Genomic DNA, 16,081 nt, shown 5'->3' on the forward strand with positions numbered 1-16,081 from the left:
GTTTAAACCAGTCGGGGGAGTTATACTTTTTTTAATTTATCAAGTGTGTTCAGTAAAACAGGGTCTAAAGGCGCTTTAACTTGCATGGTTTCATTATTTTCAGGATGAGTGAATTTAAGTTCAGCTGCATGTAAAAATAGACGATCTAGGCCCAATGCACGCATGCTGTCATCAAATTGCTGTTCGCTGTATTTATCATCACAAGCAATAGCATGACCCGCATACTGACAGTGCACTCGAATTTGGTGAGTTCGTCCAGTAACAGGGCTCGCCTTAACTAAGGTACACCCTTGGTAACGCTGCATGATCTTATATCGCGTTTCCGATTCTTTACCCTCTTTATTTACCCGCACGATACGTTCGCCCGACTTTAAGGTAATTTTCAATAATGGGGCTTTAACCACTTTATCGGTTGCTTGCCACTCGCCGCGCACTAATGCTAAATAATCTTTCTGCATGGTTTTACTGCGTAACTGTTCATGCAAATGTTTTAACGCACTACGTTTTTTAGCCACAAGCAGCACACCAGAAGTGTCTTTGTCTAAGCGATGCACTAACTCTAAAAACTTTTGCTGTGGACGCAATGATCGCAAACCCTCAATCACACCATAATCGACACCACTGCCACCATGTACCGCAATGCCAGCAGGCTTGTTCAATACAATTAAATGATTGTCTTCGTGGATAATACGGTCTTCGAGCTGTGACACTCGAGATAAATTAGGCGAAGGCGCCTTGCGATTGTCTTTTTCAGCCACTCTAACCGGAGGTATGCGAACAATGTCACCGATTTGTAATTTGTACTCAGGTTTAATGCGTTTTTTATTCACCCGCACTTCCCCCTTGCGCACAATCCGATAGATCATGCTTTTGGGAACACCTTTTAATTTAGTTAGCAAAAAATTATCGATTCGTTGTTCAAAATGATCTTCGTCGATAGTCACGTATTCAACTTGGGGGGTGGTTTCAGTATTCATGATGCGCCATATAGTGGGAACCCTAATAGTGTACCTTATCTTGTAAATGCTTGGCTATTGCCACATGGAGCTTGAAATAAATACTCGAAAGAATATGGGCTTTTGATTGCTGAAAATAACGATTGTTGCTATATTTGCCCACAGGTTGAGAGTAAACAGTGGATAAAGTGTTCACAACTTTCACCAAATGCGAAATTATAACAGTTAAAAAAATGAACTTAACCGGTAGCAAATCATTGATTTGCAAATTGTATTTATTAAAAAACGATAAAACCCGTTTATACAATTAAACCGTAAGTAATTAATAAATATTTTAATTTAACTGTGGTAAATCGCCCCAAATTCGAACAACATTTTAGCTTGTTATCAAACAAACCGATTCGACTTGGGCATTAACGGATTAAAATACCATAATTTATGGGGTTGGTTGTAAGTCAACGAATTCCTTGTTTTTGTAAACATTAGAAAATAAGCCATAAATAGGATGCGACACGCAGTGACTGCGTTTTACAGTAATGAGCACCTAATTGCCTGGATCTAACCGCGAGGTTACACCGATTAATTCAGGCCCGTAATGCAGAAAAATCGTGTTGTTTGATGACCTCATTTAGAAGAATCACGTCATCATGAAACGTATGTTAATTAATGCAACTCAATCAGAAGAGTTGCGCGTAGCCCTAGTAGATGGGCAAGAACTGTATGATTTAGACATTGAAAGTCCTGGTCATGAACAGAAAAAATCAAATATCTATAAAGGTAAAATCACTCGCGTAGAACCGTCACTTGAAGCTGCATTTGTTGATTACGGTGCAGATCGTCATGGTTTTTTACCTTTAAAAGAAATTGGTCGTGAATACTTTCCTAAAGGTTACTCATTCCAAGGCCGTCCAAACATTAAAGAAGTGGTGCAAGAAGGCCAAGAAGTTATCGTTCAGATTGATAAAGAAGAACGAGGCAACAAAGGCGCTGCACTGACCACCTTTATTAGTTTAGCCGGTTCTTATTTGGTCCTTATGCCAAATAATCCTCGTGCTGGCGGTATATCTCGTCGTATCGAAGGTGATGAACGTACCGAACTCAAAGAAGCAATGGCTGAGTTAGAAGTGCCAAATGGCATGGGTTTAATTGTGCGTACTGCTGGTGTGGGCAAAGAGTCAACAGAGCTAAAGTGGGACTTAAAAGTACTACAGCATCATTGGGATGCTATTCAAGAAGCCGCTCAAAGCAAAGTAGCCCCATTCTTAATTCATCAAGAAAGTAACGTGATTGTTCGTGCTATTCGTGACTATTTACGTCGCGATGTAGGTGAAATCCTTATCGATCATCCACGAATTTTCGAAGAAGCTAAACTTCACATTGGTCTAGTCCGTCCCGACTTTGTCGAACGCGTTAAACTGTATGACTCTGAAGTACCACTATTTACTCACTTCCAAATAGAGTCTCAAATTGAGTCTGCATTCCAACGCGAAGTGCGTTTACCTTCAGGCGGATCAATTGTCATTGACCCAACAGAAGCATTAACGTCTATTGATATCAACTCGGCCCGTGCCACTAAAGGCGGCGATATTGAAGAAACAGCGCTGAATACCAATCTTGAAGCTGCTGATGAGATTGCACGTCAACTACGCCTTCGAGATTTAGGTGGCTTAGTGGTTATCGACTTTATCGACATGACGCCAGTACGCCATCAACGTGAAGTTGAAAACCGTTTACGTGATGCCGTTCATCATGACCGTGCACGTGTACAATTAGGCCGTATATCTCGTTTTGGTTTGATGGAAATGTCGCGTCAGCGCCTGCGCCCATCGCTTGAAGAGTCGGCGGCGCATTTATGCCCTCGCTGTCATGGTCAAGGCACTATTCGTAGTACCGAATCTTTAGCATTATCCATTTTACGTTTAATGGAAGAAGAAGCCATTAAAGAGAACACCACCCAAATTGAAGCGATTGTGCCTGTTGATGTTGCTGCTTTCTTACTAAACGAAAAACGTAAAGCGATTCGTATTACAGAAGAGCGTCACCAAGTTGAAGTGTACATCATTCCAGATGCACACATGCAAACACCAGATTACCGTGTAGTGCGTCGTAAAAGTGATGATGAAGTCAGCGAATCTAGCTATAAACGAGTTGAACAACCTGTTGCAAAATTATATGAACCTCGCAAACTTGAACGTGCAGCGTCTCCAGAGCCAGCATTAAAAGGCTTCACCGCACCACAAAAAGCTGCCGAAGATCTAGTGAAAACAGCACCGGTAAATGTAGCACCAGCGGCAACATCTACTCAGCCAGGATTATTCTCTCGAATAGTTGCTGCAGTCAGTGCTCTATTTTCTACTAGTGAAGTAGAGGTGAAAGACACCAAAGCAACAGTGCAAACGAAAGAAAGCACTCAAACAAATCCACGTCGTAACACTCGTCGTAATGACACTCGTAACGACAGTTCAAACCGTAATGACAAGCGCAATGATAGTCGCCGTCAGCGCAATGATACTGATAATGACAAATCTAAAGACAGCACTGAAGGTCGTCCTCAGAATAAGCGTAATGAACGTAATAGTCGAAATACCGTTCAAGATGATAACGCTAAAAATAAGCCGAGAGTGGATAAAGTTGATAAACCATTACAAGTCAATGAAGCCAAAGCAGTAGACGCTAAAGTAGTAGAGCCTAAAGTGGTGGCTGAAAAGTCTCCAAAACAAGAAGCTGCTCGTGAACGTCGTCAACGTCGTAACTTACGTCGTAAAGTGCGTATTGAAAATGAACAAAATGAAACATTACCAATAACAGATATTAGCGTTAGTGATGAACAATCAAATGATGTTGCACTATCTGAAGTTAAAGCGCTAGAGTCATCTAAGGTCTCTGAAGATAAAACATCAGAAGCCAAAGTGCCACGTAGCCGTAAAGAAAAAACCGAAAAAACACCTGAAGTAACAAACGTTACTGCACCTGTTGAAATTGATGTTACTAACAATGTTAATGTTGACGTTAAAACAGAAGCCGTTCAAGCTGATGTTGATCCCGCCAATGAAACTGTAGCGGTTAACATTGACGCAAAACAAACAGATGAATCAATGAGCGCGGTTACTGAAGAGACTGTATCAGAAAGCGAAGCAGAAGGTCGTGAAGGTCAACGTCGTAGCCGTCGTAGCCCTCGTCACTTACGCGCAGCGGGTCAACGCCGTCGTCGTGATGATGAAACGGGTGCAACACAGCAAGCCGTTTTCACTCCTAATGATGAGTTAGAGAAGCAGTTAGATGCCGAGCAAGCTAGAACCCAAACTCAAGTCACCCCGACTATTACTGAGACGGTTGTGACTGAAACGAGTGCAGCAACAGTGACTCCAGCAGTTGAAGTCGTTAAGACTGATGTCAAAAAGACTGACGTTATTGATGCAGAAGTTATCAAGGCAGATATGGAACCAGCGATTATTGTTGCTGACAAGCCTATTGCTAAAGAAGAAACATCGCAAACAGCACCGATAGCAAAAGTACCTGATGCGACGCCTGTTGAAGTTGTTAAAACGACTGTTGATGTGCAAACTAAACCAGCACCAGTAGCCGACACAGTCTTGTTTGACACTGATAAAGTGGTTGTCGAGAGTAGTAAACAAGAAAAAACAGTTACTGCAAATGCATCAGCTCCAATGGCTAAGCCTGCTGCTATGGTGCGTCAAACTAAGCCAGAAGTGATAAAGGAAGTTACGACATCAGCAGAAAAAACTGTAAATACTGAAGTCACTACAGCCCCAAAAGCACCATTAAAAGTGAGTCGCTTTGGTTCTATGGTGTCATCTGATATGACTAAGCCTACGGTAGATGTTCGCGAACAGAAAGCGGTACCGCAAGGACGTACTTATGAAGCACAAGCAACTGAAACCAGTGCTCCGAAAGTAGCAATGAATAACAGTGCATCAGCTGATATGACTCGCCCTGGGGAATAACGCTAATTTAGGGGCTCATCCAGCCCCGTAATGTATTAAGCCATGCTAAGCATGGCTTTTTTATTGACCAAATTAATCAAAAACACCTCTGCGGATTGCATTATTATCTTAATATTGTCACTTTCAACCTGCGAGGAGTTTTTATTAATATCATCACTATTATTGATTAACTTACCAATGAAAACAGAGGTTAAATATTCGATCTTATTCGCCATAAAACAAGCAGTAGCAAAGCCGATATTTTATCGGGATTAACCGTGGCACTAGCCCTAATACCTGAAGCTGTGGCCTTTGTATTTGTCGCTCATGTTGAACCTATGGTCGGACTCTATGCCGCCTTCATTATGGGATTAATCACCGCATTAATTGGTGGTCGACCTGGCATAATTTCTGGCGCTACTGGTGCAATGGCTGTGGTCATGGTATCGCTGGTGATTGAACACGGAGTGCAATACTTATTTGCCGCCGTCGTATTAGCAGGACTGATTCAAATTTTAGCGGGTGTGTGTAAACTCGGAAAATTCATCCGTATTGTGCCTTATCCAGTCATGATTGGTTTTGTAAACGGTTTAGCTATTGTCATTTTCTTAGCACAACTGGGACAATTTAAAGTCAAAGATGCTGCAGGTAATATGATTTGGATGGCTCAGGAACCATTGATAATAATGCTAAAGTTAGTGGTATTAACCATGGCTATCATTCATTTTTTACCCAAAATCACTACAGCGGTGCCTTCATCATTAGTGGCTATTTTAGCTGTAACAGCGATTGCAGTTGGTTTTAACTTAGACACAAGTAATCTGTTAGATTTTCTAAAAACGATGAGTGGCAATGAAGCCGCGACTATTGCGTAACTTACCTTCTTTTTCAATTCCTAGTGTGCCATTTAACTTTGAAACTTTTTACATCATTTTACCTTATGCCTGTATTTTAGCGGCTGTAGGATTAATTGAGTCATTACTAACACTGACAGTAATTGACGAAATGACCAATACTCGAGGTCAAAGTAACAAAGAATGTGTTGGCCAAGGTGTGGGTAATATAACCAGTGGTTTCTTTGGCGCCATGGGTGGTTGTGCGATGATTGGCCAATCAATGATCAACATCAACTCAGGCGGTCGTGGCCGATTATCAGGTATTACAGCTGCATTAGCGTTACTGGCATTTATTTTGTTTGGTTCTGCATTTATCGAAATTATCCCGCTGGCAGCATTAGTTGGCGTTATGTTTATTGTGGATGTGAGTACTTTTGAATGGTCCAGTTTCAAATTTATGAACAAAGTGCCTAAGTATGATGTATTTGTGATTGTATTAGTCACGGCGGTTAACGTGTTTACCGATCTTGCCTTTGCAGTATTTGTCGGTGTAATTGTCTCTGCCTTAGTGTTTGCATGGGAACATGCCAAGCACATCAATGTTGAGATAACTGAAGATGAAAATGGCTGGAAAGTATATCGTCTAAATGGACCATTGTTCTTTGGTTCTGTAGCAAACTTTCTTGAACTATTTGATGCTTAAAAAGATAATCAAGATGTAATTATTGATTTTCAAAATTCTCGCGTGGCAGATCATTCAGCATTAGAAGCTATCGATACCTTAGCTGAACGTTATGTTGCTGCAGGAAAGCGTTTACATTTGCGTCATTTAAGCCAAGATTGTAAAGCGCTACTGCATAAAGCACGGGACTTGGTTGAAGTTAACCTTATAGAAGATCCGCACTTTAAAGTGGCTGACGATAAATTAGATTAAAATAAAGTACTAATCGTAAGATAAAAAAAAGGGGGACTGAATATTCAGCCCCCCTTTTTCATTCGTTTCCTGCGTCCAAAAAGCAGCACGGATCAATTGGTTTACTGTTTGCGCTTATCTGCAAACTTACTCATAACTTTATCAAATTTAGGCTTTACCACTAATTGGCAATAAGGTTGTTCACCGTGCTTTGCAAAGTAGTCATCATGATAGTTTTCAGCAGGATAAAATGTGTCAAACGCACTGATCTCGGTCACTATCGGCCTAGACCAAAGTTGTTGTTTAGTTAACGCGTTAATAAATCGGTTTGCAGCATCTACTTGTTCACTGTTATGAGCAAAAATAGCTGAACGATACTGTGGCCCTTTATCATTGCCCTGTTGATTAAGTGTGGTCGGGTCATGGCTTTCAAATAGTACACTCAGTAAGGTGTCAAATTGAATAACCGCAGGGTCAAATTCAATATGAACCACTTCTGCATGAGCTGTTTTACCAGAACACACCGCATCATAATTGGCATCTTTAGCATCACCACCACAATAACCTGACTTAACACTCTGCACGCCGTTAAGCTGAGCAAAAATAGCTTCAACACACCAAAAGCAACCGGCACCAAAGGTTGCTTTTTCGTAGGTAGGCACAGCCAAATTTGATTGAGTTAACTCATCAATGGCTTTAAAAATCATTGATACTGAATTGACACAATGACGAATATTATTATCGGTTAAATGCTCGCCCTCAAACACATGACCTAAATGACCACCACATTGTGAACAGGTAATTTCAGTTCGATGGCCATCAGCGTCAAGAGTATGTTTTACAGCACCGTTAATTTCGTCATCAAATGCTGGCCAGCCACAATGTGCGTTAAATTTATATTCACTTTTATAAAGGGGGGCATGGCATTTTTTACACAAATACACACCCTGTGCATCATGATCGACAAATTCGCCACTAAAAGGACGCTCGGTGCCCTTTTGCTCGATCACATACTGTTCAAATTCGGTTAAATTATTCATGGTCAGATCTCGTTGAGTTTGTTTGCCACAGTCTATTAATAATGAATACGAGCAATCAATCATTTCAGCTCAAATCAAAATTGAGTGATATTACGCAAATAATTGCGGCAGAGTGTGACTAAGGTTACCATTACGGTGGGTCAACACACTAATAAGAAATACATAATGAAACTGAATACTATTGATTACCTAGCACCAGATAGCGCCGAGCGCTTTGTTGAATCACTGCGTGAAACAGGCTTTGGGGTATTAACTAACCACCCTATTCAAAAGCAGCTTGTTGAAGATATTTATAATGAGTGGTACAGATTTTTTCAATCAGAACAGAAAAATGATTTTTTGTTTAAATCTGAAACACATGATGGCTTCTTTCCCGCATCAATTTCTGAAACGGCCAAAGGCAATAACGTAAAAGATATCAAAGAATATTATCACGTATACCCTTGGGGACGCATTCCTGAGTCGTTAAAAGCAAATATTCTTGCCTACTACGAACACGCTAATGCGTTAGCATCTGAACTACTGAGCTGGATAGAACAATATACGCCAGCAGAGGTTGCTGCAAAATATAGCATTCCACTACCAGACATGATTGCCCAAAGCCAAAAAACCTTATTACGCATCCTTCATTACCCTCCAGTGAAGGGCGATGAGGAAATAGGCGCAATCCGCGCTGCTGCACATGAAGACATAAACTTAATTACCTTGTTACCAGCAGCCAATGAGCCAGGCTTACAAGTCCTCACTAAAGAAGGTGATTGGATTGATGTTCCAAGTGATTTTGGTAGCATTATTATTAATATCGGCGACATGTTACAAGAGGCATCTGGTGGCTATTTCCCTTCAACATCACACCGGGTAATCAACCCTGAAGGGACAGACAAAACTAAATCGCGCATCTCATTGCCGCTGTTTTTGCATCCTAATCCACAGGTTGTATTATCAGAGCGTTATACTGCGGACAGTTATTTAATGGAAAGATTACGTGAATTAGGAGTAATTTAAGCGCTAATACTTCATTTGCAATAATTCTAGGCGCCTTCGGGCGCTTTTTTTATGCATTTAATCCACTTACGAGGTAGAATATCACTTTTGTATCTATTGTATTTATTCTCCGATTTATAAGGCAACATCATGGCAATTCAGTGGTATCCAGGACACATGCACAAAGCACGTAAAGAGATCGAGGAGGCAATGCCTCAAGTGGATCTCGTTATTGAAGTGCTCGATGCACGTATTCCATACAGCAGTGAAAATCCGATGGTGTCGCAACTTCGTGGTAATAAACCTTGTATTAAATTGCTTAATAAATCTGATTTAGCGGATCCTGAAATTACAGCCCAATGGATTGAATACCTCGAACGTGAACAAGGCGTTCAGGCATCAGCAATCACAAGTTTACAACCCAGTATGGTAAAAAGTATTCCTGATCTTTGCCGTAAATTGGTGCCACACCGTGACATAATGGAAAAAGACATCCGTACGATGATCATGGGCATTCCTAACGTGGGTAAATCTACAATTATTAATACCTTAGCGGGTCGCACTATAGCTAAAACAGGTAATGAACCTGCAGTAACAAGACGTCAGCAGCGTATTAACTTACGCAACGGAATCGTATTGTCAGATACGCCGGGGATCTTATGGCCAAAAGTGGACAACGAAGCCAGTAGCTATCGCCTTGCGGTCACCGGTGCTATTAAAGATACTGCTATGGAATACGAAGATGTGGCCATGTTTGCTGCAGGTTATTTTCTTAAAGCCTACCCGAATGAAATTTGCGAGCGTTACAAGCTTAAATCACTGCCTGACAGTGATATTGAATTACTTGAAGCCATTAGCCGTTCTCGTGGAGCTCTTCGCCCTGGTGCACGAGTTGATTACCATAAAGTCTCTGAACTATTACTACATGAATACCGCTCAGGAAAAATCGGACTATTAAGCCTTGAAACCCCTGCGATGGCTGAAGTAGAAAAAGAAGAAGTTGCACGTAAGCTAGCAGAGAAAGAGCTTATTAAACAGCAGAAAATAGAGCAAGAAAAACTTAAACGCTCCGGTAAACGTTATAACGATTAAGCAAAAGCATCGGCTAGGTTGTTAATATAAAGGCGACCTAGTCATTTATAACCGTTTTGGTTAAGTAATATATTTCAACGTGAAGCAAGCTTGGCCACCAGCGTATTTAAACTGGCCTCAAGTAAATCGATAACCGTCTCAAATCTACTGTCACCACCGTAATATAGATCGGGTACGTCTTCAATTACCGATTAACTAAAGCGTCACATTACCTGTAATTTATAGCGTAAATGGGCAGGACACCGTTCGGTCAACGCAGTAAAATGAGCCAAATCTGCCGTCAGAATCAAATCAAAGCGTTCAAAATCAACGTTAACCACTTGTCGAACCTTCATACCGGTAAAATCAAAAACGCGGTTATTACCTGCAGCAATACTTCGACGATCAGGTGAATGACCCTGATGATAAGCAATGGTACCAGCGGAATCAATTTCAAGCGCAATACAATGGTGTATATTTGTCGCCTAAAGATGGCTTCTGCAGTAGGCAAACGGCATATATTGCCCATGCAGACAAACAGTACAGAGCAAACATTTAAAAGATATTTATCATCCATCATTACTCGCCATTATCACCCGTTTTAACTCATCACTGGCGCAGGGACTTATATCTTAACGCTGTTATCATTACAGAGCCTTGTTCATTTGAACTTTACATTAACTCGCAGTTCAACATGTCACAGAGTTAAATAGAGATGACAAAATTACTGTGATGGCCTTTCTCGTAAAAAGGTAGCAAATCTTGGCGTGCCTTTTTGAGTAAAGCCTAAATATTGATAAGTAATGATCGAACCGATTAACGGCGGATTTTCTCGTTGCTTATCACTTAAACCACTGCCAACATTGAACACAATTCCGGCGGGTGTTTTTACCACCAAAGCGCCGAGCATACCTCGATATTTACCTTTTCCTTGAGTATGGCCAACCACCACTGCTTCGGCATCATATTTAGGCTTTAATTTAACAATATACTCACTGCGCCCAACAGTATATTGCGCTTGCTTAAAATGTAACATCAACCCTTCCCCGCCAGCATTAACGACATCATCAAGTTGGTTAAACAGTGCTTCTGTTGACGCCACCGTTTGCTGTTTTATTACTTGTAGATGAGTAGAATTAGTTTGTTGTACTAATATTTTCATCGCTAAATAACGCTCAACAAACGTACCTGGATGTTGAGGTAAGTCAAATATCATGAACGTTACGTGCTGCCATTCTTCGTCGGGTACTTGCTGACGCCTGACCAATGCTGAAACTTGCTCAAAACGATTATGCCCCAACCAAATTTCGCCATCGATGGCAACATTAGGAAACCCTAAGGTAAATGATGCGGGCAAAGCTACTTTTCGGCCACTGCGAGTTAACATAGTACTGCCATCCCAATAGCCTCGAACGCCATCTAGCTTTTCACTGACTAAATACTCAGCCACTGCTATATCAGCTTGATACTTGGTCGCTAACTGAATGGGGGGTTTAGATAACACCTCGCTATATGTAGTATGACAATAGAGTATAAAAATGATCGAAAATAACAGAGCGGCTATCTTATGCATATGCAATCCTTGCTTTTGATAAAATCCATATAATATGTATTTACTTAGGTTAAATAATATTGCCAACAACGAATAAGCGGTGCCGAGTTAAATAACAAGCGTTTTGTTGGTTGTATCAATATTGATACTGTTGTCTAACTAATCATCGGTAAAAAACATAAAGGAGTGCTCGTTATTATTCGAACAACCTTGAAATAAGCATACTAAAGATTAGTACAAACATAAGAATTATCCACTCAATGCTCTAGCTTACTTTGAGATGCATTAAAGTATGCTGAGAATATTATTCATCAAAATATAGGGGTGGTTTTTACATACGGTAAATCGTAAGGGTTAAATTACTGCTGGAAGCATATGAACGGAATGTTACAATCGACGCAAATAACACCCAAAAGATAATTAACATAATGAAACCAGAAAATAATCATGGTCTAAAACGCATTTTTAGGGCTACGGGGTTTTCAATGAAAGGCCTGATATCAGCATGGAGAGGTGAAGCAGCATTTAGACAAGAAACCGCGCTCGCCTGCCTTATGCTACCCATTGCACTATTGCTCGATATCAGTGCCATAGAACGCATTTTACTTATTATGACCCTGTTAATTGTGCTCATTGTCGAATTATTGAACTCTGCTATTGAAGCTGTGGTTGATCGCGTTGGTGATGAGATCCATCCGCTTAGTGGTCAGGCAAAAGATATTGCTTCAGCTGCTGTATTTATCAGTCTAGTAATGTGTGCTGTCACCTGGGGCATCGTTATTTGGCCATTACTGTTTTAATAACAGCCACGCAAATGCTAATCAGTGTGCTTATCGGTAGTTAAAATAGAAATGGCTTGCTCAATATGAGTAAGTCTTTCATTTTCGGCCCAATAAGCTGCATACACATGCCTATCGATACATTTTGCATCATCAACAGCATATAAGGTGCCATTGTCTAAGTGAGGTTGAATAAGCGCTTCAGGCAAAAATGCGCAGCCACCATTATTAAGCAGAAAGTCTAATGCCATTCGAGCGGAACTGGTGTGTAATACCGGTAAAGGTAACATAGTGAAATCTTGGGCGTGCGTCATATTAAAGGCTGTACCCCAATCTACTTTTATATAAGATAAATCAGGCGTTTGAGCAAGCTTGACCCCCTGCTGCTTGGACACTAAGTATAATTTAACTTGAGCAAGCTTAACTAATATAACCCCATCAAGCTTTGGCGGATCAAAGGTAATCGCTATATCTAAAGTACGCTCAATTAGTTGGCGAGTCATCACTGATGCAGCCAATACATCCGTTCTTAAGGCGACACCTTCCAATCCAAGGTGCAATGGTTGTAAAAATTCTTGTAAAAATGCATCCCAAATATTATCTCCCGTAGACAAAGCCAACTGAGCACTATGCTGCTGATTTAAAATCATATCTTGTTTTGCCCTTTCCCAAGCATTAAGCACAGCTTCTGCGTGACCCAACATTCTTTCACCTGCAGCAGTTGGCTGAATGTTGTTACGCAAACGTTCAAACAGCTCTATTCCCAAAATATTTTCTAACTGTTTAATTCTAAAACTGACAGCGCTTCGTGTGAGATAAAGGTTCTCAGCCGCTTTACCAAAGTGCCGAGTACGAGACACTTCTAAGAATGTTTTTAATAAATCTGTATCCATAAAAATTATTTACCATTAAGGACAAAATATTTTGATTTAAAAATTGATAATACTAGCCAATACTCCAGTTGCAAATCTTTATATCTCATAATCTAGAAGGTATTAGCCATGTCTCATCAATCATTTATCAATGCAAAACAAGGTATTGATGCTAACACCAATGGTCACAACAACAGTTTTAAATCGACTAAACGCTTCTATGATGACGCAAATTTCCCAAAAGGATTTAAGCGTTGTGGTGATTTTACCAATAAGGAAGCAGACTTGCTTGAACAACACGGCCAAGCAATGAAAAACTTAGCCGATGGTTCGCAATTACCTTGTAATGTTGACGAGGACCAATTTATTAGCGTTGTACAAGGCACCTTACCAGCAACAACATCAATGGAGTTATTGTGGTCTAAGTATTGTCGTCTCGCAAAAGGTAAACCATTTTATGCTGTTGTAGGAACCATTCATGCACCAGCTGGCTCTAAAGTTGAAATTGAATTTGACGATGTAGAAGAGTCATCAGACAGCGACGAAGCTGAATAAATGGCCTAACCTAGGCAGTTAACGCCGACAAAATCCTGCAACATTTACGCAACAAAATACTAGGGTAGAGTTAATATTACGACTCTACTTTTAGTAACGTTGCTTAATATGTATGTTAAATATCATTTTTTGTCGGCTTATTATCGTCAACTTTCCTTACCTAATAAGCGTTAGACTACCAAAAGGCTTTTTTATACCTTGTAGTTCAAACTACAACCGAAAACATGATTTAGCACAACAATTCCATACAAATATTTCACATTTAGTAACAAGGTGCTAGTATATGTCCTGAGCAGTTTGTCCTATTAATTTAAACTTGATGATTATAGCAACGCATTTTGATACCCGCTTATTTTGGATATCCGCGCTTTATAGATTAGGTATTACATTTGACAACAGCATCATATGAAGACGCATATCCTGTGATATAGAAAAAATAATAAATGCGGAGTTTCAATGATAAGATCTTTTATTTGTATAGTTTTGTTGATATTCGGTACTCATACTGCTTCAGCAGAGACAAGTCAATCAACTCATAACTCAACTGTTACTGACAGATATACCCTTGATGTTGGCATGTTCTATGCCAACTCTGATTCAAATTTTATCGCTACAAGCCCTAAAACGGGTGGGACATTCCTCGTTGATTTTGAAGATGAACTTCTCCTTGCTGAAGAGCAATACTTACCCTACTTTGAATTCACTTTCTCATTTAATCAACGCCATAGTATTTATATCGATTGGAAGTCGCTAGATCGTAATGCAGAAACTGATACTGTATCGGAAGATTTTATTCTTGAAGATATCGACGGCAAAGATTATCTGATTGAAACAGGCGCAAAACTGAACACCGAACTCAATATTGATATTCTTCGCATTGGTTACGGTTATGACATTTGGCAAGGCACTCATTATGCCGTAGGCGTATCAGTTGGTTTGCACGCCATGTTTATCGAAACAGCGTTTAAAGGCACTATCGGTATTTGTGTTCCAGATTCAACCTTAACCAGCCTGTGCAGTAATGCAGTATCAACGCCTGAAGTCGTAGATGAAACGATAACAGCACCGTTACCCGATATTGGCGTCTATGGATCTTACGAGTTCTATCCAGGCTGGAAATTTGCTGCCCACGCTCAATACTTTGCTATTAAATATGACGATGTTGATGGATCATTAATCGATATCCGCTTAGGTGTCGAAGCTAAGATTTGTGATAACTGGTCATTAAAACTGGCTTACAATTATTATGATGTCGATATTACTATCGAAAAGACACGTAATATCGGTAATATTGAACAACGCACCTTTGATTACAATATTAATTACAGCTTTACCGGGCCAATGTTTGCGGTTTCCTACGTGTTTTAACATCACATTTATCATCAAAAAAGCATCTTCGGATGCTTTTTTGTGACTTATGTAACAATAATGTCATAGTAAAACCCCAACTATTATTGCTATATTTAACCTAATTGTAGATTTTTAAAAGTCTTTTACTAGCCCGGTTCATGAGGCACTTAATGTCCAACACTCTACTGCAAACTGCTGCCGCCAATTTGAAGAAAGCAGTTCCGTTAATGTTAAAATACAGAATCCCCACTACGCCGACAAACTACGCGCTTTGGTATGCCTACGTGGGTGAGCAAAATCCAATTTTAAACAAAGAATTAGATACTGTCATTACACAAAACCAAACCTGCTCGCCAGTGACCAGTGAATTATTGTATCGCAAGCATGTCGCCGACCCCGTTGAGCTTGATGTACGCGAAATGCGCAAAAACCTTGATGCGATGGTATGTGAGTTATCTCAGTCGCTTAAAGACACTAATTTAGACACTGAGACATTTCAAAGCCAAATTGATAAAGACTTTAAAAAGTTAAGCGATCTTGAAAATCAAGGCTTCTCGCTTGAACAGGTCATCGGTATTGTCAGAAATATCGTTAAAGAATCTTCCAGCATTCGTTCTAGTACTGTGAGTTTTACCGAACAACTGCAAAAAGCCCAAACAGAGATTGATACTCTCAAAACACGTTTAGCCGAATCAGAAAAAGACATGCTATTTGATGCCTTAACCAATGTGTTAAATCGACGTGCATTTAACGATGACATAGAAGCGCAAATTAGTTCTGCACCTGTGGGTGCTTGCTTAATTTTGATTGATATTGACCACTTTAAAATTTTCAATGATAGCTTTGGTCATCAACTCGGCGATTTAGTGCTAAAAGCCGTTGCTAAAAGGGTCCAGGAAGCATGCCGGGATGGAGTGAAATTGTATCGCTTTGGGGGTGAAGAATTTGCCATCATTGTGCCAAGTAGTCAGTTTAGAGTTGCTAGACATTTGGCGGAGGCTATTCGTAGAGCGATCGAAAAGCTCAGTGTAAAGGACCGCCGCAGTGACAAAGTTATCGACTCGATAACGGCCTCTTTTGGTGTTGCAGAATGGAAACCTAAACAAAGTGTTTCTCAGTTGATTGAAGCTACCGATAAGCTCTTGTATGAAGCAAAGCGCTTAGGCCGCAATCGTGTAATGCCAATAGCTAACTAGGTAGATTATTAGTCCTCCATCATTGGTTGTTGT

General features: G+C 40.3%; 11 protein-coding genes and 2 pseudogenes. 8 read left to right on the forward strand and 5 right to left on the reverse strand.

Features of this window, described 5'->3' with window-relative positions; genetic code table 11:
- Positions 1-20: 20 nt before the first annotated feature.
- Positions 21-977, reverse strand: coding sequence for a 23S rRNA pseudouridine(955/2504/2580) synthase RluC (rluC, locus tag EGC82_RS13825; protein WP_124731281.1), 957 nt, complete (start codon positions 975-977; stop codon positions 21-23).
- 626 nt (positions 978-1,603) lie between these two features.
- Here rluC and rne point away from each other — a divergent pair.
- Entirely contained in the window at positions 1,604-4,921 is a 3,318-nt protein-coding gene (gene rne, locus EGC82_RS13830; RefSeq protein WP_124731282.1) for a ribonuclease E, read from the forward strand.
- Positions 4,922-5,115: 194 nt separating this feature from the next.
- Positions 5,116-6,670, forward strand: a pseudogene (locus EGC82_RS13835) (SulP family inorganic anion transporter).
- A 101-nt stretch (positions 6,671-6,771) separates the two neighbouring features.
- On the opposite strand, the gene EGC82_RS13840 reads toward EGC82_RS13835, so the two are convergent.
- Positions 6,772-7,689 (reverse strand): bifunctional methionine sulfoxide reductase B/A protein, encoded by a 918-nt coding sequence (locus tag EGC82_RS13840; RefSeq protein ID WP_124731283.1) that lies wholly within the window; start codon positions 7,687-7,689, stop codon positions 6,772-6,774.
- Positions 7,690-7,854: 165 nt separating this feature from the next.
- Between EGC82_RS13840 and EGC82_RS13845 the strand changes: the two genes are divergently transcribed.
- Both EGC82_RS13845 and ylqF read left to right on the forward strand, forming a co-directional pair.
- On the forward strand, positions 7,855-8,694 hold the full coding sequence (locus tag EGC82_RS13845) for an isopenicillin N synthase family dioxygenase (protein WP_124731284.1): 840 nt from the start codon (positions 7,855-7,857) through the stop codon (positions 8,692-8,694).
- Between the two features lie 129 nt (positions 8,695-8,823).
- On the forward strand, positions 8,824-9,765 hold the full coding sequence (gene ylqF, locus EGC82_RS13850) for a ribosome biogenesis GTPase YlqF (RefSeq protein WP_124731285.1): 942 nt from the start codon (positions 8,824-8,826) through the stop codon (positions 9,763-9,765).
- A 74-nt stretch (positions 9,766-9,839) separates the two neighbouring features.
- On the opposite strand, the pseudogene EGC82_RS13855 reads toward ylqF, so the two are convergent.
- Together EGC82_RS13855 and EGC82_RS13860 are read right to left on the reverse strand one after the other, a co-directional pair.
- Positions 9,840-10,324: pseudogene (locus EGC82_RS13855) on the reverse strand (low molecular weight protein-tyrosine-phosphatase).
- 144 nt (positions 10,325-10,468) lie between these two features.
- A complete protein-coding gene (locus EGC82_RS13860) occupies positions 10,469-11,317 on the reverse strand; it encodes a DNA ligase (RefSeq protein ID WP_124731286.1) in 849 nt (282 codons plus the stop codon).
- Between the two features lie 407 nt (positions 11,318-11,724).
- On the opposite strand from EGC82_RS13860, the gene EGC82_RS13865 reads away from it, so the two are divergent.
- A complete protein-coding gene (locus EGC82_RS13865) occupies positions 11,725-12,096 on the forward strand; it encodes a diacylglycerol kinase (protein ID WP_124731287.1) in 372 nt (123 codons plus the stop codon).
- Positions 12,097-12,113: 17 nt separating this feature from the next.
- On the opposite strand, the gene hdfR is transcribed toward EGC82_RS13865, so the two are convergent.
- A complete protein-coding gene (gene hdfR, locus EGC82_RS13870; RefSeq protein WP_124731288.1) occupies positions 12,114-12,968 on the reverse strand; it encodes an HTH-type transcriptional regulator HdfR in 855 nt (284 codons plus the stop codon).
- A gap of 108 nt (positions 12,969-13,076) precedes the next feature.
- Between hdfR and EGC82_RS13875 the strand changes: the two genes are divergently transcribed.
- From EGC82_RS13875 to EGC82_RS13885, 3 genes are all read left to right on the forward strand, one after another.
- On the forward strand, positions 13,077-13,502 hold the full coding sequence (locus tag EGC82_RS13875; RefSeq protein ID WP_124731289.1) for a MaoP family protein: 426 nt from the start codon (positions 13,077-13,079) through the stop codon (positions 13,500-13,502).
- A gap of 456 nt (positions 13,503-13,958) precedes the next feature.
- Entirely contained in the window at positions 13,959-14,870 is a 912-nt protein-coding gene (locus EGC82_RS13880) for a porin family protein (RefSeq protein WP_124731290.1), read from the forward strand.
- 152 nt (positions 14,871-15,022) lie between these two features.
- Positions 15,023-16,048 carry a GGDEF domain-containing protein gene (locus tag EGC82_RS13885; protein WP_124731291.1) on the forward strand — a complete coding sequence of 342 codons (1,026 nt, stop codon included), beginning with the start codon at positions 15,023-15,025 and terminating at the stop codon, positions 16,046-16,048.
- Positions 16,049-16,081: the final 33 nt, after the last annotated feature.

Origin of the sequence: Shewanella livingstonensis (assembly GCF_003855395.1) — a bacterium.
GTDB classification, from domain to species: domain Bacteria; phylum Pseudomonadota; class Gammaproteobacteria; order Enterobacterales; family Shewanellaceae; genus Shewanella; species Shewanella livingstonensis.

Bases quoted from the DNA above. Each gene is read 5' to 3' on its own strand.
- EGC82_RS13860 (WP_124731286.1), bottom strand. From the start codon at position 11,317: ATGCATAAGATAGCCGCTCTGTTATTTTCGATCATTTTTATACTCTAT.
- EGC82_RS13875 (WP_124731289.1), top strand. From the start codon at position 13,077: ATGTCTCATCAATCATTTATCAATGCAAAACAAGGTATTGATGCTAAC.
- ylqF (WP_124731285.1), top strand. From the start codon at position 8,824: ATGGCAATTCAGTGGTATCCAGGACACATGCACAAAGCACGTAAAGAG.
- EGC82_RS13845 (WP_124731284.1), top strand. From the start codon at position 7,855: ATGAAACTGAATACTATTGATTACCTAGCACCAGATAGCGCCGAGCGC.
- EGC82_RS13840 (WP_124731283.1), bottom strand. From the start codon at position 7,689: ATGAATAATTTAACCGAATTTGAACAGTATGTGATCGAGCAAAAGGGC.
- rne (WP_124731282.1), top strand. From the start codon at position 1,604: ATGAAACGTATGTTAATTAATGCAACTCAATCAGAAGAGTTGCGCGTA.
- hdfR (WP_124731288.1), bottom strand. From the start codon at position 12,968: ATGGATACAGATTTATTAAAAACATTCTTAGAAGTGTCTCGTACTCGG.
- rluC (WP_124731281.1), bottom strand. From the start codon at position 977: ATGAATACTGAAACCACCCCCCAAGTTGAATACGTGACTATCGACGAA.
- EGC82_RS13865 (WP_124731287.1), top strand. From the start codon at position 11,725: ATGAAACCAGAAAATAATCATGGTCTAAAACGCATTTTTAGGGCTACG.
- EGC82_RS13885 (WP_124731291.1), top strand. From the start codon at position 15,023: ATGTCCAACACTCTACTGCAAACTGCTGCCGCCAATTTGAAGAAAGCA.
- EGC82_RS13880 (WP_124731290.1), top strand. From the start codon at position 13,959: ATGATAAGATCTTTTATTTGTATAGTTTTGTTGATATTCGGTACTCAT.